Genomic DNA, 20123 nt, shown 5'->3' on the forward strand with positions numbered 1-20123 from the left:
AAGCCCGCCGTTTTCACATGCGAAGCGTCATTTCGGCTGCATGCGGATCGCGCCGTCCAGGCGGATCACTTCGCCGTTGAGCATCGGGTTGTCGAAGATCTGCTTGACGAGCATCGCGTATTCGTCCGGCTTGCCGAGGCGCGAGGGGAACGGCACCATCGCGCCGAGCGCGTCCTGCACTTCCTTCGGCATGCCGAGCAGCATCGGCGTTTCGAAGAGACCCGGCGCGATCGTCATTACGCGAATGCCGCTCTTGCTCAGATCGCGCGCGATCGGCAGCGTCATGCCCGCGACGCCGCTCTTCGACGCGGCATAGGCCGCCTGGCCGATCTGTCCGTCATACGCCGCGACCGATGCCGTGTTCACGATCACGCCGCGTTCGCCCGCGTCGTTCGCTTCGTTCTTCGACATCACGTTGGCCGCGAGCCGGATCATGTTGAAGGTGCCGATGAGATTCACCGAAATCACCTTCGAGAAGAGATCGAGCGCGTGCGGACCGTCGCGTCCGACGGTCTTCGCCGCCGGCGCGATGCCCGCGCAATTCACGAGGCCGCGCAACGTGCCGAGGCTCGTCGCGGCATCGACGGCGCGCTGGCCATCGTTTTCCTGGCTCACGTCGCATTTGACGAACACGCCGGACAGCTCGTCGGCGAGCGCAACGCCCGCCGCCTCGTTCATGTCGGCGAGCACGACCTTGCCGCCTTGCGCCGCGATGAGCCGCGCGCTCGCCGCGCCGAGCCCCGACGCGCCGCCGGTGATCAGAAAGACGTTGCCTTGCATCTCCATGTCTCTTCTCCTTTTGTGTGATTCGTGCGCGCGAGAGCAGGGGTGAAGCCGCTCGCGCCGATGTCTGTCCTCGTGGGAACGGGTCGATTGTAGCGAAGCCGCATGCTGCAAATTCGCACGATGGTCATGCGAAATCATACGAGCGCGCGGCATAAAAAAACCCGCTCATGGAGAGCGGGTCTTGGTCGGACGCGAATCGAGGCGCGCTTTACTTCAGTGCGTCGAACACGCGGGTGCGGATTTCATCGACGGCGCCGAGGCCCGAGATCTTGCGATACGCCGGCGCCTTCAGACCATTCGGCGCTTCGCCGTTCTTCGCCCAGTCGTTGTAGTACGCGATCAGCGGCTTGGTCTGAGCGACATAGACGTCGAGACGCTTCTTGACGGTCTCTTCCTTGTCGTCGTCGCGCTGGATCAGCGGCTCGCCGGTGACGTCGTCGGTCATGTCGACCTTCGGCGGATTGAACTTGACGTGATACGTGCGACCCGATGCCGCATGCACGCGACGGCCGCTCATACGGGTGATGATCTCGTCGAAGGGCACGTCGATTTCGAGCACGTAGTCGATCGCCACGCCGGCGTCCTTCATTGCTTCGGCTTGCGGCAGCGTGCGCGGGAAGCCGTCGAAGAGGTAGCCGTTCTTGCAGTCGTCAGCCTGCAGGCGCTCCTTCACGAGATTGATGATGAGCGAATCCGGCACCAGCTCGCCCGCGTCCATGAAGCGCTTCGCCTCGACGCCGAGCGGCGAGCCCGCCTTGACGGCCGCGCGCAGCATGTCGCCGGTCGAAATCTGCGGAATGCCGAATTTCTCCTTTATGAAGTTTGCCTGGGTGCCCTTGCCCGCACCGGGTGCGCCCAACAGGATCAAACGCATGGTGATCTCTCCGAATCGTCTATAAACCGCTTCAAGCCGCGAGGCTGATTTGACATCCGGTGGGCTGGCTCGTGCGGCGTCGACGACAGGGCGCGCGGCCGAAAGGAGACGGCGGGCACCTGCGGACAGCGGCGCAACGTTGAGCGTGGCGCTGACCGGAAGGCTCGCGCAATCGCTTGATTATGCCATGTCTCTTTACGATCGCGACCGTAATAACGCGGATAGAAAACGCCATTGAACCCCGCCAATCGGGCGTCGGCGGGGTTTACACGGGTTGCGCCGCGGCTTTCAGTCGGCTCCGGGAAAGAGCGCCTGGACGCGCGCGAGATCGGCGGGGGTGTCGACGCCGGGCGGCGGCGCGTCCTGCGTCACGCGCACCGCGATGCGCTCGCCGTGCCACAGCGCACGCAGTTGCTCGAGCGCTTCGGCGGCCTCGATCGGCGCTTGCGAGAGGTTCGGGAAGTCGCGCAGGAATTTCGCGCGGTAGGCGTACAGCCCGATATGGCGCAGCACGTTTTCGGGCGCCGAAGGCAATTTTCCGAGCGCGGCGACGTCCGGCCAATGCGGCTGCCACACGTCGCGCGCCCATGGAATCGGCGCGCGCGAGAAGTAGAGTGCGCGGCTCTTCGCGTCGAGCACGACCTTCACGACGTTCGGATTGAAGACGTCCGCCGGATCGTGAATCGGGTGCGCGGCGGTTGCGATCGCGCAATCCGGATAGGAGGCGAGGTGATCGGCGACATCGCGCACGAGTTGCGGATCGATGAGCGGCTCGTCGCCCTGAACGTTGACGACGATCACGTCGTCGGCCCAGTTCAGACGCGTCGCGACTTCAGCCAGGCGATCCGTGCCGGTGGGATGATCGGAGCGCGTCATCATCACTTCGATGCCGTGATCGCGCACGGCTTCGACCACACGGTCGGAATCGGTCGCGACGAGCACCTGGCTCGCGCCGGATTCGCGCGCGCGCTCGGCGACGCGCACGACCATCGGCTTGCCGCCGATGTCGGCGAGCGGCTTGTTCGGCAGGCGCGTGGACGCGAGGCGCGCGGGAATGACCGCGATGAACGGAACGGACATGTCGGCGTGCTCAGGCTTCGCCGGCCGGTTTGATCGGCTCGACGGGCGTGCCAACGACCGTCTGGCGCGCTTCGTCGACGAGCATCACGGGAATGCCGTCGCGAATCGGATAGGCGAGCTTGTCCGCGCTGCAGACGAGTTCCTGCGCCGCGCGATCGTAACTGAGCGGGCCTTTGCAGATCGGGCAAACGAGGATTTCAAGCAGACGTGCGTCCACGGAGTTTCTCCACAACAAGAGCGATGAGGCGCGGTCTCAGCACGGCTTGCACCGGAACGACCCAGATGCGTGCGTCGCGCCAGGCCCCAAATTTTACTGCATCCTTTTCGGTGATCAGGATCGCATCGGCGTCGAGGCCAGCGAACGGATTCTCGCGATACGAATAGTGATCGGGGAACGCGCGCGTCGCGGGCGCGATGCCCGCTGCGCGCAGCGTCGCGAAAAAGCGTTCGGGCGAGCCGATGCCCGCCGCCGCGATCACTTTTTCGCCCGCGAACTGTTCGAGCGGGCGGCGCTGATGCGGATCGTCGAGCAGCCACGCGTCGCCGGATTCGAGTTCGAGCGCGAAGGTGTTCGGCCACGGCGGCAGCGTGCGCTCGTAGGGACTGTTGATGAGCGTCGCGTCGCGGCGGCGCGACATCGGCTCGCGCAACGGGCCTGCGGGCAGCAGAAAGCCGTTGCCGCCGAGACGGTCGTCGAACACGACGAGCTCGAACGCGCGCGCGAGCCGATAGTGCTGGAGGCCGTCGTCGGACACGAGGACATCGACGTTCGGATGCGCTTCGAGCAGCGCCTTCGCAGCGGCGACGCGATCCGGGCACACGAACACCGGCGCATGCGTGCGTCGCGCGATGAGGAGCGGTTCGTCGCCGACCTGCGCGGCAACGGAAGTCGCCGTGACGCTCGTGGGCTTCGCGACTTTCGCACCATAGCCGCGCGAGACCACGCCCGGCTGATACCCGGCGGCGCGCAACGCCTCGACGAGCGCGATGACGGTTGGCGTCTTGCCCGTTCCGCCGACGGTCACATTCCCGACGACGACCACAGGCGCGCCCACGTCGATGCGCTTGAGCCAGCCGAGTTCATAGAAGGCGCGCCGCGTCGCGGCGATCGCGCCGAAAATGCAGGCGAAGGGCGTGAGCGCCCACGCGACGGGGCCGCGCCGGCGCCATTCGCGGGCGAGGAAGTTCTCGATCGGCGGCTTGAAATCAGACATGGACCGCCTTCGCGCGGAACGCATTGTGTCGGCGAGTCGGGTACGGCATGGCGTGCAACGGCAGCTCCTCGGATATCGGTTGGCGTTGGACGATGCCCGGCGTTTCGCGGCTCGGGACGAACGAGAGTCGGCCGCGCCAGCCGGTGCTGGAACCCGGCACTCTAGCGCGCGCGGGCCGTCGACGCCAGTCGCGAGCGCATCGGAGGAACAGCTTCCGTTCGATGGCGACGCCTGTGGATAACTCTGTGAAGAACTTGCGGCCCGCAAACCGCAAATCGGCATCAGGAAAGAGTTGCTTCGGGGATTACAGTGTTCGTGAAAAAATATCGTCGTAAAATCAGCGGGTTAGAACGAACTCATTGGCTTTCGGCGATGCCGTGGCGCATACCGAGGTAAGTCTTTCTGTGTGGACACTTGTTACACTTGCGTACCTCGATCGCCGGTATTTGCCCAACAGGCACCGCGGTCGCGCACTCGGTATATTTCCCGTTCAGCCATGACCCCCGATTCCCTGCCGTCGCAGAGCGGCGACGCCGTCATTCCCGTTTCCGTGCTCAACCGCGCGATCAGCTCGATGCTAGAGCGGTCGTTTCCGCTCGTCTGGGTATCGGGCGAGGTGTCGAACTTCACGCGCGCGGCCAGCGGCCACTGGTATTTTTCGATCAAGGACGCGAACGCGCAGATGCGTTGCGTGATGTTCCGCGGCCGCGCGCAATACGCCGAATTCACGCCGCGCGAAGGGGACAAGATCGAAGTGCGCGCGCTCGTCACGATGTACGAGCCGCGCGGCGAATTGCAGCTCAACGTGGAAGCGGTGCGGCGCACCGGGCAGGGACGCCTCTACGAAGCGTTTCTGCGTCTGAAGGCGCAACTCGAAAGCGAAGGGCTCTTTGCGGCCGAGCGCAAGCGCGCGCTGCCGGCGCATCCGCGGGGTATCGGCATCGTGACGTCGTTGCAGGCGGCCGCGCTGCGCGACGTGTTGACGACGCTCGCGCGCCGCGCGCCGCATGTGCCGATCGTCGTGTATCCGGCGCCGGTGCAGGGCGCGGGCGTCGGCGCGAAACTCGCGGCGATGGTCGAAGCCGCGAACGCGCGGCGCGAGGTCGACGTGCTCATCGTGTGCCGCGGCGGCGGGTCGATCGAGGATCTGTGGGCGTTCAACGAGGAAGTGCTCGCGCGCGCGATCGCGGCGAGCGCGCTGCCGGTCGTGAGCGGCGTCGGACACGAAACGGATTTCACCATCGCCGATTTCGCGGCCGACGTACGCGCGCCGACGCCGACCGCCGCCGCCGAGCTCGTGAGTCCGCAACGCGTGCTGCTGTTGCGCGATCTCGATCATCGGCATGCGGCGCTCGCGCGCGGCTTCGGTCGGATGATGGAACGTCGCGCGCAGCAACTCGACTGGCTCGCGCGCCGGCTCGTGAGTCCGGCGGAGCGGCTGGCGCGGCAGCGGGCGCATCTGCGGCAACTGGCGAGCCGCCTCGCGGCGGCCGGCGCGCGGCCCGTGCGCGACGCGCGCGCGCATTTCGCGCTCGTGCACTATCGCTGGCAGCGCAGGCGTCCGAATGTCGACGCCGGGCGCGAGCATCTGCTGCGGCTTGCGCAGCGTATCGGCAGCTCGTACGAGCGGCGCGCGGAGCGGGAGCGAGCGTGCGTGTCGGAACTCGCGGCGCGCTTGCAGGTGCTGAGTCCGCAGCGCACACTGGAGCGCGGCTACGCCGCTTTGATCGACGCGCAAACCGGCCGCGCAGTGCGTGCCCCGAACGCCCTGAAGCCGAAGCGGCCGCTCACGGTTCATCTCGCGGAAGGATCGGCGGACGTGCTGCTCGCCGATGTCCAGGCGCGTCTGTCCGATGAATTCTGAGCGCTGCGCGGCGTGCCGGATCGGCGTACATTTGACTTGCCAGACGACGCCCGCCAAAGCATTTTTTACGCCGTCCGCCGCGGATAGAAAGCAATCTTGCTCATAAAGGGCACACGGTTTGCTGGGTTATCCCAACTCACCTACAATCCATTGCTCCACTGCTGGACGCCTCACAATCCCACAATCCACATAGAAAGGAAGCTCGCATCATGGAACATACGCTCCCGCCGCTGCCGTTCGACAAGAACGCGCTCGCACCGCACATGTCGGAAGAAACGCTCGAGTATCACTATGGCAAGCATCACCAGACCTATGTGACGAATCTGAACAAGCTGATTCCCGGCACCGAATTCGAGAACCTGTCGCTCGAAGAAATCGTGAAGAAGTCGTCGGGCGGCGTGTTCAACAACGCAGCGCAAATCTGGAATCACACGTTTTTCTGGAACAGCCTGTCGCCGAAGGGCGGCGGTGCGCCGACCGGCGCGCTGGCCGATGCGATCAATGCCAAATACGGTTCCTACGACAAGTTCAAGGAAGAATTCGCGAAGGTCGCGGCCGGCACGTTCGGCTCGGGCTGGACCTGGCTCGTGAAGAAGACCGACGGCACGGTGGATATCGTGTCGACGAGCAATGCCGCCACGCCGCTCACGACGGACGCGAAGCCGCTCGTGACCATCGACGTGTGGGAACATGCTTACTACATCGATTATCGCAATGCGCGTCCGAAGTTCATCGAAGCTTACTGGAATATCGTGAACTGGGATTTTGCGTCGAAGAATTTCGGTGCGTAATCACGCGTGAAAATCGAAAGCGGCACTCCGAAGTGAATTCCGAAGACCGCGATCAAAAAGAAAGCCCTTGCGAGAGGGCTTTCTTCGTTTTTAAGTACGGCGCGAATCCTTTTGGGGAACGTCGAAGTCTGACCTAGTCTAACGGGATTCTGGTCGCCGAACCGGCTTCCGATTTCCATGTTGGCCCTGCCAACACAGACGCGAGCTGAACAATGACGACACGCTATCACCAACTGGATTCACTGCGCGGCATTGCCGCTTTGACGGTCGTGTTCAGTCACTATTCGCAGATCACGCTGACGCAATGGCTGCAGCATGTCCCATGGCGCGTAGTCGCGGAAGGGCACTCCGCCGTGATCCTGTTCTTCGCGCTGAGTGGTTTTGCCTTGGCCATGCAGATTACCGGTGACAGCAAACCCGGCTTTGCCGAGTTCGTCGTCAAGCGTGTCTGCCGTATTTACATCCCGTATCTGATCGCGGTTCTGGCTGCGTACACGGCATATTGCATGCTTTATCGGTCGGATCTGTCCTGGACCGGCGAATGGGTTAATAAGGCCTGGCACGCGGGCATCGATCGGCATGACCTGCTTAATCACATCTACTTTTTGATTCCATTCAGCAACAGTACGCTGGATCCGGTGCTTTGGTCGCTGGTCTACGAGATGCGTATCTCGCTGATCTTCCCGATTCTCATCGCCGTCGTTTTTGCCATGCCCGCGTGGTTCTCCGTGGCACTAAGCGTCTGTTTATCGCTCGCAGCGTTTGGCTATTACCATCATGCGCAACGGACACTCATGGACGCGAGCATTCAGGGCGAATGGATGCCGACGATCCATTACATTTCGATGTTTGTCCTCGGTGCGCTGATTGCGCGATATCGCGAAGCGATCGCATCCAGGCTCGGCGCCTGTTCCGCGCGATCGCTTTTCGGCGTATTGGTGCTTTGTCTCGCGCTCTACGGTCTGGTGGGCTCGATCACTCGCCATTTTGTTTCCGACGATGTGCTGCGCGGTTTCGCGGACGACTGGGTCATCCTTCCGGCCGTAACGGGCATTCTGGTTCTGGCGATTTCGCTCAAGCCATTTGCGGCGATTCTGACTGCGCGACCATTGATCTTTCTCGGCCAGATTTCCTTCAGCCTCTATCTCCTGCACTGCATCGTTCTGCTGGGCGTCCTGCATTATTTCGGTGACGCGTATCAAGGCATGTCGCTGATCATTGCCGCCGCGCTGATTTTTCCGGTCAGTATCGCGGGGTATTACGCGATCGAAAAACCTTCGATTCGATTAGGCCGGTATCTGACGCGGGGAAAGCAGCGCAATAGGGCGGCACTCGGCGCAAGACCGTAAGCCGTCGCTGCCCGGATTGGGCGGCGAGCCTAAAATACCGGCTTGCCGCACCGTTCCGAATCCCGTCATGAAACGTTTTGCAGGCCTATGCCTCGCGGCCTGGTCCGCTGCCGCGCTGCTGTATTTCGGCCGCCATTCCGCCGCGCTCATCGTGCTGTCCGGCGTGCTCGCGCTCGCAGGCTTCGATCTGCTTCGCCCGGAGTCCGAGAACCGCTCGTAGGTTCAACGCTGCTTGGCGCCTTCCCAGTTGATATCGACGCACAGCACTTGCAAGCCATAAGGCGTCTGCGCGGCGATCGACGCCGTCACGCAAAGGTGCGCTTCGTTGATCGACAGATACGGCGCCGTCAGATGCACACGCCCCGGCGCGCGCAGCGCCTCGATGAAATACGGCCGGCGCTCCCAGCTCGCGCCCTCCGAATGCAGCAGCGGGCTGAAGCGCTTCGCGCGCTGCGACGTGCGCACGACCGGCACCACGTTGTCCCCGATCTGCCGCCCCGCCTGATCCAGCAGAAAGCAGCGCGCGGTATCGGCGAGTTGCAGCAACTCGCTCGTCGCCACGACGAGCGTCTCGCCTTCCATCAGCTTGACCGATGCGCGCTCGAGGCCGTTCACGTACGGCTCGAGCCGCGTGAATTGCGCGCGCTCGCGCCCTGCAACTCGTTCGCGCGAGGCCGCCGACAGCGCATCCATCACGCCCGCCGCGACTTCGCTGTGCACCGCTTCGACGCTCGGCTGAGCGAAGTACGCGCCTTGTACGAAGTCGACGTTGCATTCCAGCGCAATCAGCGCGTCGCGCTCGGTCGCGAGCCCGCCCATCAGGACGAGCTGACCGGATTCGTGGAGCAGCGACACGAGACGCGGCAGCACGCGCTCGATATGCGAATGCTCGGTCGCCTGCTGGAGGATGCAGCGGTCCAGCGTCACGATGTCGGGCCGCAGATGCCACACGCGATCGATATTCGAATGCTTCACGCCGAAGCCGTCCAGCGCGATCAGAAAGCCCGACTTGCGCAAGGAATCGATGATTTCGGCAAAACGCGTGGTCTCGCCACCGGCCTGCTCTGGCACTTCGAGCACGACCCGCTGCGGCGACAGGCCGATGTCCTTCAGCGATGCGAGCAGCGCGTCGCCGTAGCTCGTATCCATCAGCGCGGCGGGATGCAGGCTCAGGAAGAGCCATTCGTCGTGGCTGTCGAACGCGTTGAAGTTGCCTAAATGCAGCGATTCCGCGAGCCGGCCGAGTTCGAGCAGATCGCCACGGCGAGCGGCCTGCGTGAAGACTTCGTGAGACGGAACATGGCGATGTGCGTCGTCGCGGGCGCGCAACGAAGCGTGGTAGCCGATCGCGCGCCGGTGCGACACGGAAAACACGGGCTGAAACACGCTGAAAACGGTGTACTCGCCGTACAGCACGGTGCGACGCGAACCATCGTCGCCGGCAACGGGGCGCGGCGGCTGGAAGCGGGGAGGGTCGAGATCAACCATGCTCATGGTGTCGGGCGAAAGGCAGTGTCTTTATCGAGATAGTTTACCGGATCGGCGCCCGATCGTTCGAGCAAAAAGCGTGCAAATTCAATATCCAAGCGGGCCTCGGCGGTGTTCCGGGCTTCGGATGCGCCTATTCGTGTGCGGATTGGACGCCGTGTGCCGCAGACCCGGGAGCGCGCGCCGCGCGATCGTGCGCGCGAGCACCGGCACGGTGCGCGACCGGGCGGCCGCGCCTTTGTCGGGTCAGTTCGACTCGGACGGATCGGGTTTTCTGCGCGCCGCGCGCACTTCGGGCGCGAGCTGGCCGAAGATCCACGCCGTCGCCGCGGTGATGATGCCGACGCACAGGAAGGTCGCGTGGAACGCGGGCAACGAGTTCGTCTCCGTGACGTGCGGCAGGAGTCCCGTGAAGGTCGACAGGATCGCGCCCGCCACGGTCACGCCGAGGCTCATCGACAGCATCTGCACCAGCGAGAACAGGCTGTTGCCGCTGCTCGCGCCGCCGGTGCCGAGGTCCTTGAGCGTGAGCGTGTTCATCGCGGTGAACTGCATCGAATTGACGGCGCCGAAGATCGCGAGTTGCACGAGCCGCAGCCAGAGCGGCTGATGCGCGCTCGCGAGGCCGAAGCTCGCCATCATCAGCCCGACGAGCACCGTGTTCACGACCAGCACGCGCCGATAGCCGTGCTTTTCGATGAGACGCGTGACGACGCGCTTGGACGCCATGCCCGCGGCAGCGACGGGCAGCATCATCATGCCGGCCTGAAACGCCGTGTAGCCGAGACTCACTTGCAGCAGCAGCGGAATCAGATAAGGCATCGCGCCGCTGCCGATGCGCGCGAAGAGATTGCCGAGCAAGCCGACGCTGAACGTGTGGATCTTGAAGAGATCGAGCGAGAAGATCGGCTGGGCGACGCGCGTCGCGTGCAGGCCGTAGGCGACGAAGCAGCCGAAGGACAGCACGAGCAGCACGATCACGATTGCGTGCGCGAGGCCGAGATCGGCGAGGCCGTCGAGCGAGATCGTGAGCGCGACCATGCCGATCGCGAGCAGCAGATAGCCGGCGAGATCGAAGCGTGCGGTCGCCGGATTGCGGCTGTCGGGCATGTACAGATTCGTCGCGATGCAGCCGATCACGCCGACCGGCACGTTGATCAGAAAGATCCAGTGCCACGATGCAATCTGCACGAGCCAGCCGCCGAGCGTCGGGCCGATGAGCGGGCCGATCAGCCCCGGAATCGCGACGAACGCGAGCGCCGAGAGATAACGCTCGGCCGGAAACACGCGCAGCACGGCGAGGCGTCCGACCGGCAGCAGCATCGCGCCGCCGACGCCTTGCACGACGCGATACGCGACGAGCGCCGACAGCGATTGCGCGTTTGCGCAGAGCAGCGAGCCGATCGTGAACACGAGAATCGCGCTGAAGAACACGCGCTTCGTGCCGAGTTTGTCGGCGAGCCAGCCGGACACGGGGATCATCATCGCCATCGTGAGCGAGTAGGCGATGACGACGCCCTGCATGCGCAGCGGCGCTTCGCCCAAGCTTCGGGCCATCGCGGGGAGCGCGGTGTTGACGATCGTCGAATCGAGCGTCTGCATGAAGAAGCCCGTGGCGACCAGCCACAGCATGATGGATAGCGATCGGTCGGACGGCTGGGCTGTGGCGGTATCGGTCATGGGGCGGGACTTACTTTCGCAGCTCGGCGACGAAGTCGTAGTAGTCGTTGCGGCAGTAGGTATCGGTGAGTTCGATCGCGCGCTGATCGGCCGTATAGCCGACGCGCGTGATGAGCAGGAGCGCGTCGTGTGGCGCGATGCCCATCTGCTGCGCGATTTCTTCGCTCGCGTTCACGGCGCGAAAGTGCTGAAGCGCGCGGACGATGGAAAGCCCGCGCGCATCGAGATAGCTGTAGAGCGAATCACCGATGGTCTGCGGGTCTGGAATGCACGACGCGGGAAAGGTCGAATTCTCGACGGCCATGACGATGTCATCGGCGAGACGCAGACGTTTCAGGCGCGTGACCGTCGCGGCGGGCGACAGACCGAGCTGGATGACCTCTTCGCGATTGGCCGGCTCGATGGTGCGCGAGAGCCACTTGGAGCTGGGCTTGAAGCCGCGACGCCTGAGCATCTCGGAGAAGCTCGACAGGCGCGAGAGCGGATCTTCGTAACGCGGCGTGATGAAGCTGCCCGCGCCTTGCTCGCGGCGGATCAGGCCTTGCTCGACGAGCAGCGCGATCGCCTTTCTCGACGTGATGCGCGAGACGCCGAGCGCGTCCGACAGCACGCGCTCGGAGGGTAGCGCTTCGCCTGCGTTCCAGCGATTGTCGTGGATCGCGTTGGCGAGCTTGCGGGCGAGTTGAAGGTAGAGCGGTGTGTCGCTGTCCGGGTCCGGGCGCAAGTCGCGCCAACGGTCTTCCGAGGTCGGGTTCATAAAGCGGACGCTAATGGGCCAAGCGGGGATTTTAAGACAAACGGTGTCGTCTATTGGCCTGGTGGGGTGGGGTTGGGTGTTTTTTGTTTGCCTTTGGACTTTTTGTCGGAGCTTGTGTTTTTTGCCGGATCCCGATTTCGCGTCGGTCTATTGGCAACGCCAATAGACCACCGCGAAAACAAGCTTCACGCAAAAAAACCCGTCGCAATCGCAACAACAGCCTCAAGCCGTAGCCGCCCCACCCACCCCGCGTCCCGCGCGCATGTAAAGCGCCACCGACAACGCCACCGCCGCGGCCGCTGCCAGCGCGGCGAACAGAAACACCGACCCGTAGCCCAGCTCACCCGCCACATACCCCGCGAGCGGCCCGGTCAGCCCGAGCGACAAATCGAGAAACACCGAATACGCCGAAAGCGCCGCGCCACGGCTGGCCGGCGGCACGAGCCCGACCGCCTCGACGCCCAGCGCCGGAAACACCAGCGCGAAGCCGAAGCCGGTCAGCGCCGCGCCCGCGAGCGCAAACGTGGGCTCGGCCGCGAGCCACAGCATCAGCAAGCCCGCGCATTCGAAAGCGAACGACACGATCGCCACGCGGAAGCCGCCGTATGCCTTGATCGTGTTGGCGAAGAGCAGCCGGGCGCCGATGAACATCGTGCCGAACACGGTGAGCGAAAGCGCCGCATTCGGCCAGTTGTGCGCGGCGTAATAGAGCGTGATGAACGTCGCGATGGACCCAAATCCCGCCGATCCGAGCGCGAGGCCCAAACCATGCGGCAGCACGCGGAAGAACACGCTGCGATACGACATGCGCTCGCCATGCACGATGGGCACGCTCGCCATGCGCGTCGCAAGCCAGTAACCGAAGCCGCCCAGCGCGATCACGATCAGCCCGAGCGACGCGAACCCCAGCGAATGATCGATCGCGACGCCGAGCGGCGCGCCGATCGCGAGCGCGCCGTATGTCGCGATGCCGTTCCACGAGATCACCTTCGCGTTGTTGGTCACGCCGACGCGCCCGATACCCCACGTGATCGACCCCGTGCCGACCCAGCTCTCGCCGAAACCGAGCACCAGCCGGGCGATCACCAGCAGCGCGAGACTCACCGCGTGCCATTGCGCGGCGAGCGCCGAACCGAGCAGCAGCACGCCGCTCGCCGCGCACGCCGCCAGACCGTAGAGAACGGTTTTCTTCGGGCCGAGCGTATCGGCGGTGCGGCCCGCGAGCGGTCGCGACATGAGCGTCGCGAAATACTGAACGCTGATCGCCGCGCCCGCCATCACCGAGCCGTAGCCCAGATCCGTATGCACGAAACCCGGCAGCACCGCGAGCGGAATGCCGATCGTCAAGTAGCAGAGGAACGTGTACAGCACGACGGGCAGAATCCGCAGCGTGACTGCGAAATCGCCTTGCGACTGGGTGCGGGACTCGGTGGACATAGGGAAATTGCGGGGTTGAATTCGGCGCGAAGACGTGATTCTCCCATATGTTGCGGCGCAACGTCGCGCTGGTTTTGTAACCAGATGGGACAAATGCCCTGTCGGGACGATCGGCCGGCAGCGCCGGAAGCCTTGCTGGATAAGCCTTAGAACACATATCGGACGAAGAATATGTCGTTCATGCAATGCCGCCTATGGGTTGTGGATTTTGGCAGTGATAGCTTTCCAATCATCGAAGCGACAGGATTAGTCCGATAAGTCCCACGAAGTCGCGAATGCCACCGGCTGCGCATCCCGCGCAACCAGCAGAAAAGCATCGAAGAGCCCCGAGACATCCATGACCCAGCCGATCCGCTTCTATCACCGCAACGCGATCCAGGAAGTGAGCGGCGCGTCGACGACGCGCACCGTCCTGCAATACCTGCGCGAAGACGCGCGCTGCACCGGCACCAAGGAAGGCTGCGCGGAAGGCGACTGCGGCGCGTGCACGGTCGTCATCGGCGAGCCGGACGGCGCGGGCGGCGTCGCGTTCAAGGCCGTGAACGCGTGCGTGCAGTTCCTGCCGACGCTCGACGGCCGCGCGCTTTTCACCGTCGAGGACCTGCGCCAGCCGGACGGCACGCTGCATCCGGTGCAGCAGGCGCTCGTCGATTGCCACGGCTCGCAGTGCGGCTTCTGCACGCCGGGTTTTGCGATGTCGATGTTCGCGCTCTACGAAAAGCACGGCCATGCGACGACCGGTTGCGCGGGAACGTGCGAAAAGACGAAGCCCTCGCGCCAGGAAATCAGCGACGCGCTGACGGGCAATCTTTGCCGCTGCACGGGCTACCGGCCGATCATCGAAGCCGCCGAGCAAATGTTCGATCGCGCGCCGCTCGCGCCCGTCAACGTGCCGGCGCTCGCGCGCACGCTCGAAAGCCTGAAGCGCGAGGACACGTTCCACTACGAGCACGCCGGCCGCCAGTTCGACGCGCCGCGCACCACCGAGGCGCTCGCGGCAATCAAGGACAAGAATCCCAATGTGCGGATTCTCGCGGGCAGCACGGACATCGGCTTGTGGGTGACGAAGCAATTGCGCGATCTGGGCGACATCGTCTATGTCGGGCAGATCGAATCGTTCAAGCATGTCGAGACGACGGACGAATGGATCGAAATCGGCGCGGGCGTCTCGGTCGAGCGCGCGTATGACGAACTCGTGAAGATCTATCCCGAACTCGAAGAGACGCGTTTGCGCTTCGCGTCGCTGCCGATCCGCAATGCCGGCACGCTCGGCGGCAATGTCGCGAACGGCTCGCCGATCGGCGATTCGATGCCCGGCCTCATCGCGTTGAATGCGCGCGTCGTGCTGCAGAGCGTCGAAGGCACGCGCGAAATGCCGCTCGAAGACCTCTACATCGCGTATCAGAAGAAGGACATGCGCGAGAACGAATTCGTCGCCGCGGTCCGCGTGCCGACGCGCGCGGGCAAGCGTGCGAAGCTCCAGTTCCGCGCGTACAAGCTGTCGAAGCGTTTCGACTCCGACATTTCCGCGGTGTATGCCGCATTCAGCTTCATCGCCGATGGCGAGACGATCCGCGAGCCGCGCCTCGCCTACGGCGGCATGGCCGCGACGCCGAAGCGCGCCGCCCACGCCGAAGCCATTCTCACCGACACGCAGTGGCACGAGGCCACCGCGCAGGCCGCGATGATCGCGCTCTCCAAGGATTACCAGCCGCTCACCGACATGCGCGCGAGCAGCGACTATCGCCTCGACACGGCGAAGAGCCTGCTGTATCGCTTCTGGCTGGAGACGCGTCCGCACGATCCGCTGGACAAGTCGAAACTGGATGTGCGTGCAATCGAATTGGTCGAAGCGAAGTAAGGAGAAAAGAACATGAATCAGCAAGCCGAAGCTTTTCTCGCCGACGCTCAGTCGCTCGCGAACGAAATCGACGCTTTCAAGCAGGTCCACGTGTCGCGTCCGCATGAGTCGGCGCATCTGCATGTGAGCGGGCGCGCGAGCTACACCGACGACATTCCGATCGTCGCGGGCACGCTGCACGCTGCGCTCGGCACGAGCCCGAAGGCGCACGCGAAGATCGTGTCGATGAACTTCGACGCCGTGCGCGCGACGCCGGGCGTGGTCGCCGTGTTCACCGCCGACGACATTCCCGGCGTGAACGACTGCGGCCCGATCATCCACGACGATCCGGTGCTCGCGCAGGGCATCGTGCAGTTCATCGGCCAGCCGATGTTCATCGTCGTCGCGACCTCGCACGATACGGCGCGGCTCGCCGCCCGTCGCGCGACGATCGAATTCGAGGATCTCGTGCCGATTCTGACGCCGGAAGACGCGCGCAAGGCCGAATCGTACGTGCTCAATCCGCTCAAGCTGTCGCGCGGCGACGCGCAGGCGCGCATGGCGAAGGCCTCGCATCACGAGCGCGGCGCGATGAAGCTGGGCGGCCAGGAACAGTTCTATCTCGAAGGCCAGATCGCCTACGCCGTGCCGAAGGACGACGACGGCATGCACGTCTACTGCTCGACGCAGCATCCGACGGAAATGCAGCATCTCGTCGCGCACGTGCTGAACGTGCATTCGCATAACGTGCTGGTCGAGTGCCGTCGCATGGGCGGCGGATTCGGCGGCAAGGAGTCGCAGTCGGGCATTTTCGCGTGCTGCGCGGCGCTCGCCGCGTGGAAGCTGCTGTGCCCGGTGAAGCTGCGTCCGGACCGCGACGACGACATGATGATCACCGGCAAGCGCCACGATTTCGTGTACGACTTCGAAGTCGGCTACGACGACGACGGCAAGATCGAAGGCGTTTCCGTCGACATGACGTCGCGCTGCGGCTTCTCGGCCGACTTGTCCGGTCCTGTGATGACGCGCGCCGTCTGCCACTTCGACAACGCGTACTGGCTGTCGGACGTGAAGATCGAAGGCTATTGCGGCAAGACCAACACGCAGTCGAACACCGCGTTCCGCGGCTTCGGCGGGCCGCAGGGCGCGTTCGCGATCGAATACATCATGGACAACGTCGCGCGCTCGGTCGGAAAAGACTCGCTCGACGTGCGCCGCGCGAATCTCTACGGCAAGACGGAAAACAACAAGACGCCGTATGGCCAGACGGTCGAAGACAACGTCATTCATGAGCTGATCGCCGAGCTCGAGGAGACGAGCGAATATCGTCGCCGTCGCGCGGCCATCAACGAATTCAACGCGAACAACGAAGTCCTGAAGAAGGGCCTCGCGCTGACGCCGGTGAAGTTCGGCATCGCGTTCAACGTGACGCACTTCAACCAGGCGGGCGCGCTGGTCCACATCTATACCGATGGCTCGATGCTCGTGAATCACGGCGGCACCGAGATGGGCCAGGGCTTGAACACGAAGGTCGCGCAAGTCGTCGCGCATGAGCTCGGCGTGAACTTCGAGCGCGTGCGCGTCACGGCGACCGATACGAGCAAGGTCGCGAATACGTCGGCGACGGCGGCATCGACCGGTACCGATCTGAACGGCAAGGCCGCGCAGGACGCCGCGCGCCAGTTGCGCGAACGTCTCGCGAAGTTCGCGGCGGAGAAGTTCGGCGGCGGCACCGTGACGCCGGCGCAAGTGCGCTTCGCGAGCGATCGCGTGATCGTCGGCGACGATGCGATCCCGTTCGGCGAAGTCGTGCAGAAGGCTTATCTCGCGCGCGTGCAGTTGTGGTCCGACGGCTTCTACGCGACGCCCAAGCTCTACTGGGATCAGGCGACGATGCAGGGCCGCCCGTTCTACTACTACTCGTACGGCGCGGCCGTGTCGGAAGTGGTGATCGACACGCTCACCGGCGAGATGCGCGTGCTGCGCGCGGATGCGCTGCACGACGTGGGCGCATCGCTGAATCCGGCGCTCGACAAGGGCCAGGTGGAAGGCGCTTTCGTGCAGGGCATGGGCTGGCTGACGACCGAAGAACTGTGGTGGAACGACAAGGGCAAGCTGATGACGCACGCGCCGTCCACCTACAAGATTCCGACGACGAACGACATGCCCCCCTATTTTCGCGTGGACCTCTTCAAGAACCGCAACGTGGAGGACAGCATCCATCGCTCGAAGGCGGTCGGCGAGCCGCCGTTGCTATTGCCGTTCTCGGTATTCTTCGCGATCCGCGATGCGGTGTCAGCGGTGGGCGATCACAAGGTCAATCCGCCGCTGAACGCGCCCGCGACGGCAGAAGAGATCCTGAAGGCGGTGAATGCCGTGCGGAGCGCGCGGTCATGATGCACGTCGTCCTGTTCGGCGCGGGCCACGTCGGTCACGCGCTCGTGAAGGTGCTCGGCACGCTGCCGTGCGTCGTGCAATGGGTCGACGCGCGCGACGAACTCTTCCCCGACGAAGTGCCGGCCAACGTGCAGGTCGAAGCGACCGATCTGCCCGACGCGATCGTCGACGAAGCGCCGGCGGGCGCGTATTTCATCGTGATGACGCACGATCATTCGCTCGACTTCTCGCTCACGCAACGCATCATGCGGCGCGACGACTTCGCCTACTTCGGACTGATCGGCTCGAAGACCAAGCGCGTGAAATTCGAGCGGCGGTTGGTGGAGCGAGGTGTGCCGGCGGACCGGCTGCCGGAGATCACGTGTCCGATCGGCGTGGAAGGTATCGTCGACAAGGCGCCGTGGTCGATCGGGCTGGCGGTCGCGGCGCAGTTGCTGCGGGTACGCGAGATGACGACGCGGCTGGGGGTGTCGACGTTCAAGGCGGCGCATCTCGCCGCCTGAGCAACGACGCTTCAGGTGAGGCCGTTGGTTTGCCTGAAGCGTCCCGGCGCCACCCCGTAAAGCTCCTTGAACCGCTTCGAGAACGCCGCCTCCGACTGATACCCCACGTCCGCCGCGACATCCGCGATGCTCTTCTTCGTGTGCGTGAGCATCGTGCTCGCGAGCTGCATGCGCACGTGGCTCAGCAACGCCAGCGGCGAGCTGTCCGAATGCGCCGAGAATGCGCGCATGAACGTGGCGCGCGACATCGCCGCTTCCTTCGCCAGCATCTCCAGGGTCCACGGTTCTGCGGGGCGCTCCAGCATCGCGATGATCGATGCGCCCAGCCGCCGATTCGCCAGCAGACCCAGCACGCCAGCCCAGGACGGCTGCCCGTCGAGCCATGCGCGCAGCACCATCGTGAAGAGCGCGGTCGAAAGCGCAGTGACGATCGACGGCGCGCCCAGTTGCGCATCTTCCGCCTCGCGGCGCATCGTCTGGACGAGCGGCGCGAGATAGGGCGCCGACGCGTTCGTGAACGACACGTGCACGACATCCGGCAGCACGTCGATCAGAAGCGCGCGGGGCGAATAGAGAAAGCGGCCGCACAGCAAGTCCACGCCCGGTCGCTCTCCGCTGCAATTGCTTTCCACCGTGACCGCGCCGTTGTGGCGCGTTTCCATCTCCGTCTTCTTCGCCCCTGCTTCACGGGCCTGAATGCTCAGCACGTGCGCGTCGCCACGGGGCAGGAAGAAAATATCGCCAGCGCGCAACTCCAGCGGCGCATGACTCTTGCGAACTACCGTGCATGCGCCATCGAGCACCACGTGGTACACCGCTTCGCCGGCGGGCGCGGGCGCATGATCGAGTTCCAGCGGGCCGCTCAGCAGGCAGCGCAGATCTAGCGCGCCGGAAAGGCTCGCAAGCTGGATCAGTTTGTCGAGAGCATCCATGAACGGGCGGGAAGAGGGTGTCGTTCCGGATAGTACCGAAGTCCCGCCGTGCCTGCCTTACTTCGCGACCGCGTCCGGCTCGGTGGTTTCGACGCCCAGCGAAGCCGCGACGGGCTTCTTGCGCGTGAGCGAATCGGAGACGCTCGAAATCAGCGCGCGCAGCCAGGCGACGTCCGTCGGCTGATCGGGCTGCGGCACCGAAAGCTGATAGCACTTGATGCGCGGAAACGGTACCGGCGAGTCGAGCACGGCGAGCGGCAGCATCGCGGCATAGTGCTGCGCGAACCGGCGCGGCGCGGTGAAGATGAGGTCCGACTGCAGCAGCACCTGCGGCACGAGGCCGAAGTACGGAATAGTGGTGACGATGCGCCGCTCGATGCCCGCGCGCGCCAGTCCGATGTCGATCGGATGACGCCTGCCGCCGCTGTATGGCGTCGGCGCGAGATGCGCGGCGAGCGCGTAGCGTTCCGCCGTCAGCGGCTCGCGCGCGAGCGGATGATTCGCGCGCATCAGGCAGACGAATACATCGGTGAACAGATCCTGGCGTTCGAAGCGCGGCTCGGGCTTCGTCCAGTTTGCGACCATCAGATCGATTTCGCCCTCATCGAGCATGCGCTCGTGATCGCGCGTCGGGTTCAGCGACTCGATCTCGAGGCGCGCGTTGGGCGCCGCGTCGCGAAAGGCGGCGACGAGCGTCGGCATGAAAAAATCGTTCAGGTAATCGGGAGCGGCGACGCGGAAGGTGCGGCGCGAACTCTCCGGGTCGAAATCGCCGTGCGGCGTCGCGACGAATTCCACTTCGCGCAACGCGCGCTGCGCCGGCGCGAGCAGCGACTCGCCGTACTCGGTCGGCACCATGCCCTGTTTGCCGCGCACGAGAATCGGGTCGTTCAGGATCTCGCGCAGGCGGCGCAGCGCGGTGCTGATCGCCGGCTGTGTCTGGTTCAGCCGCTGCGCGGTCTGCGTCACGCTGCGCTCCAGCAGCAGGGTGCGCAGCACGCGGATGAGCCAGATATCGAGTGAGTCGGCGGGATCGTTCATGGCCAGCAAAGCGGTTGAAATCAGGATGCGCGGGCGCGAACTCGCGAACCCTCGCCCGAAGTTACACGCTTTTTCACTTCTGACGCCATA

At 64.5% G+C, this 20123-nt stretch carries 18 protein-coding genes; 7 read left to right on the forward strand and 11 right to left on the reverse strand.

What is annotated here, in order from left to right:
- Positions 1 to 27 precede the first annotated feature (27 nt).
- The 5 genes from U4Y90_RS17385 to lpxK all read right to left on the reverse strand — a co-directional run bounded on the left by U4Y90_RS17385 (position 28) and on the right by lpxK (position 3954).
- On the reverse strand, positions 28 to 786 hold the full coding sequence (locus U4Y90_RS17385) for a 3-hydroxyacyl-CoA dehydrogenase (RefSeq protein ID WP_321796295.1): 759 nt from the start codon (positions 784 to 786) through the stop codon (positions 28 to 30).
- A 208-nt stretch (positions 787 to 994) separates the two neighbouring features.
- Positions 995 to 1660 carry an adenylate kinase gene (gene adk, locus U4Y90_RS17390; protein WP_321796296.1) on the reverse strand — a complete coding sequence of 222 codons (666 nt, stop codon included), beginning with the start codon at positions 1658 to 1660 and terminating at the stop codon, positions 995 to 997.
- 288 nt (positions 1661 to 1948) lie between these two features.
- Positions 1949 to 2740 (reverse strand): 3-deoxy-manno-octulosonate cytidylyltransferase, encoded by a 792-nt coding sequence (kdsB, locus tag U4Y90_RS17395; protein WP_321796298.1) that lies wholly within the window; start codon positions 2738 to 2740, stop codon positions 1949 to 1951.
- Between the two features lie 10 nt (positions 2741 to 2750).
- Complete coding sequence (locus U4Y90_RS17400; RefSeq protein WP_321796300.1) at positions 2751 to 2957, reverse strand: Trm112 family protein; 207 nt, start codon at positions 2955 to 2957, stop codon at positions 2751 to 2753.
- Complete coding sequence (lpxK, locus tag U4Y90_RS17405) at positions 2938 to 3954, reverse strand: tetraacyldisaccharide 4'-kinase (protein WP_321796302.1); 1017 nt, start codon at positions 3952 to 3954, stop codon at positions 2938 to 2940. The genes U4Y90_RS17400 and lpxK overlap by 20 nt, the downstream gene beginning before the upstream one ends.
- A gap of 496 nt (positions 3955 to 4450) precedes the next feature.
- On the opposite strand from lpxK, the gene xseA reads away from it, so the two are divergent.
- From xseA to U4Y90_RS17425, 4 genes are all read left to right on the forward strand, one after another.
- Complete coding sequence (gene xseA, locus U4Y90_RS17410) at positions 4451 to 5818, forward strand: exodeoxyribonuclease VII large subunit (RefSeq protein WP_321796303.1); 1368 nt, start codon at positions 4451 to 4453, stop codon at positions 5816 to 5818.
- 209 nt (positions 5819 to 6027) lie between these two features.
- Positions 6028 to 6609, forward strand: a complete 582-nt coding sequence (locus tag U4Y90_RS17415; RefSeq protein WP_321796305.1) for a superoxide dismutase — start codon at positions 6028 to 6030, stop codon at positions 6607 to 6609.
- Positions 6610 to 6821: 212 nt separating this feature from the next.
- Complete coding sequence (locus U4Y90_RS17420) at positions 6822 to 7958, forward strand: acyltransferase (RefSeq protein WP_321796307.1); 1137 nt, start codon at positions 6822 to 6824, stop codon at positions 7956 to 7958.
- 67 nt (positions 7959 to 8025) lie between these two features.
- Entirely contained in the window at positions 8026 to 8178 is a 153-nt protein-coding gene (locus U4Y90_RS17425; protein WP_321796309.1) for a hypothetical protein, read from the forward strand.
- A 2-nt stretch (positions 8179 to 8180) separates the two neighbouring features.
- Here the strand turns inward: U4Y90_RS17425 and U4Y90_RS17430 are convergent, their stop codons facing one another.
- The 4 genes from U4Y90_RS17430 to U4Y90_RS17445 form a co-directional block, all read right to left on the reverse strand.
- Positions 8181 to 9452: an EAL domain-containing protein gene (locus U4Y90_RS17430; protein WP_321796310.1), complete on the reverse strand. Its 1272-nt coding sequence runs from the start codon at positions 9450 to 9452 to the stop codon at positions 8181 to 8183.
- 240 nt (positions 9453 to 9692) lie between these two features.
- Positions 9693 to 11126 carry a multidrug transporter subunit MdtD gene (gene mdtD / locus U4Y90_RS17435; RefSeq protein WP_321796312.1) on the reverse strand — a complete coding sequence of 478 codons (1434 nt, stop codon included), beginning with the start codon at positions 11124 to 11126 and terminating at the stop codon, positions 9693 to 9695.
- A gap of 10 nt (positions 11127 to 11136) precedes the next feature.
- Positions 11137 to 11883 carry a GntR family transcriptional regulator gene (locus tag U4Y90_RS17440; protein WP_321796314.1) on the reverse strand — a complete coding sequence of 249 codons (747 nt, stop codon included), beginning with the start codon at positions 11881 to 11883 and terminating at the stop codon, positions 11137 to 11139.
- A gap of 222 nt (positions 11884 to 12105) precedes the next feature.
- Positions 12106 to 13320, reverse strand: a complete 1215-nt coding sequence (locus U4Y90_RS17445; protein ID WP_321796316.1) for an MFS transporter — start codon at positions 13318 to 13320, stop codon at positions 12106 to 12108.
- Positions 13321 to 13657: 337 nt separating this feature from the next.
- Between U4Y90_RS17445 and xdhA the strand changes: the two genes are divergently transcribed.
- The 3 genes from xdhA to xdhC are packed head-to-tail and all read left to right on the forward strand — an operon-like array spanning position 13658 to position 18060.
- Complete coding sequence (gene xdhA / locus U4Y90_RS17450) at positions 13658 to 15181, forward strand: xanthine dehydrogenase small subunit (RefSeq protein WP_321796317.1); 1524 nt, start codon at positions 13658 to 13660, stop codon at positions 15179 to 15181.
- A gap of 12 nt (positions 15182 to 15193) precedes the next feature.
- Entirely contained in the window at positions 15194 to 17557 is a 2364-nt protein-coding gene (gene xdhB, locus U4Y90_RS17455) for a xanthine dehydrogenase molybdopterin binding subunit (protein ID WP_321796318.1), read from the forward strand.
- A complete protein-coding gene (gene xdhC / locus U4Y90_RS17460; protein ID WP_321796319.1) occupies positions 17554 to 18060 on the forward strand; it encodes a xanthine dehydrogenase accessory protein XdhC in 507 nt (168 codons plus the stop codon). Before xdhB ends, xdhC begins: the two co-directional genes overlap by 4 nt.
- An 11-nt stretch (positions 18061 to 18071) precedes the next feature.
- Here xdhC and U4Y90_RS17465 read toward each other — a convergent pair whose 3' ends face one another.
- Positions 18072 to 18992 carry an AraC family transcriptional regulator gene (locus U4Y90_RS17465; protein ID WP_321796320.1) on the reverse strand — a complete coding sequence of 307 codons (921 nt, stop codon included), beginning with the start codon at positions 18990 to 18992 and terminating at the stop codon, positions 18072 to 18074.
- A gap of 57 nt (positions 18993 to 19049) precedes the next feature.
- The gene (locus U4Y90_RS17470) at positions 19050 to 20033 is read right to left on the reverse strand and encodes a LysR family transcriptional regulator (protein WP_321796321.1); all 984 of its coding nucleotides are present in this window, start codon (positions 20031 to 20033) and stop codon (positions 19050 to 19052) included.
- Positions 20034 to 20123: the final 90 nt, after the last annotated feature.

Source organism: Caballeronia sp. J97 (assembly GCF_905220305.1).
GTDB lineage: Bacteria > Pseudomonadota > Gammaproteobacteria > Burkholderiales > Burkholderiaceae > Caballeronia.

Excerpts from the sequence above, each read along its gene's own strand:
- U4Y90_RS17385 (WP_321796295.1), bottom strand. The coding sequence starts at position 786 with ATGGAGATGCAAGGCAACGTCTTTCTGATCACCGGCGGCGCGTCGGGG.
- adk (WP_321796296.1), bottom strand. The coding sequence starts at position 1,660 with ATGCGTTTGATCCTGTTGGGCGCACCCGGTGCGGGCAAGGGCACCCAG.
- kdsB (WP_321796298.1), bottom strand. The coding sequence starts at position 2,740 with ATGTCCGTTCCGTTCATCGCGGTCATTCCCGCGCGCCTCGCGTCCACG.
- lpxK (WP_321796302.1), bottom strand. The coding sequence starts at position 3,954 with ATGTCTGATTTCAAGCCGCCGATCGAGAACTTCCTCGCCCGCGAATGG.
- xseA (WP_321796303.1), top strand. The coding sequence starts at position 4,451 with ATGACCCCCGATTCCCTGCCGTCGCAGAGCGGCGACGCCGTCATTCCC.
- U4Y90_RS17415 (WP_321796305.1), top strand. The coding sequence starts at position 6,028 with ATGGAACATACGCTCCCGCCGCTGCCGTTCGACAAGAACGCGCTCGCA.
- U4Y90_RS17420 (WP_321796307.1), top strand. The coding sequence starts at position 6,822 with ATGACGACACGCTATCACCAACTGGATTCACTGCGCGGCATTGCCGCT.
- U4Y90_RS17425 (WP_321796309.1), top strand. The coding sequence starts at position 8,026 with ATGAAACGTTTTGCAGGCCTATGCCTCGCGGCCTGGTCCGCTGCCGCG.
- U4Y90_RS17430 (WP_321796310.1), bottom strand. The coding sequence starts at position 9,452 with ATGAGCATGGTTGATCTCGACCCTCCCCGCTTCCAGCCGCCGCGCCCC.
- mdtD (WP_321796312.1), bottom strand. The coding sequence starts at position 11,126 with ATGACCGATACCGCCACAGCCCAGCCGTCCGACCGATCGCTATCCATC.
- U4Y90_RS17440 (WP_321796314.1), bottom strand. The coding sequence starts at position 11,883 with ATGAACCCGACCTCGGAAGACCGTTGGCGCGACTTGCGCCCGGACCCG.
- U4Y90_RS17445 (WP_321796316.1), bottom strand. The coding sequence starts at position 13,320 with ATGTCCACCGAGTCCCGCACCCAGTCGCAAGGCGATTTCGCAGTCACG.
- xdhA (WP_321796317.1), top strand. The coding sequence starts at position 13,658 with ATGACCCAGCCGATCCGCTTCTATCACCGCAACGCGATCCAGGAAGTG.
- xdhB (WP_321796318.1), top strand. The coding sequence starts at position 15,194 with ATGAATCAGCAAGCCGAAGCTTTTCTCGCCGACGCTCAGTCGCTCGCG.
- xdhC (WP_321796319.1), top strand. The coding sequence starts at position 17,554 with ATGATGCACGTCGTCCTGTTCGGCGCGGGCCACGTCGGTCACGCGCTC.
- U4Y90_RS17465 (WP_321796320.1), bottom strand. The coding sequence starts at position 18,992 with ATGGATGCTCTCGACAAACTGATCCAGCTTGCGAGCCTTTCCGGCGCG.
- U4Y90_RS17470 (WP_321796321.1), bottom strand. The coding sequence starts at position 20,033 with ATGAACGATCCCGCCGACTCACTCGATATCTGGCTCATCCGCGTGCTG.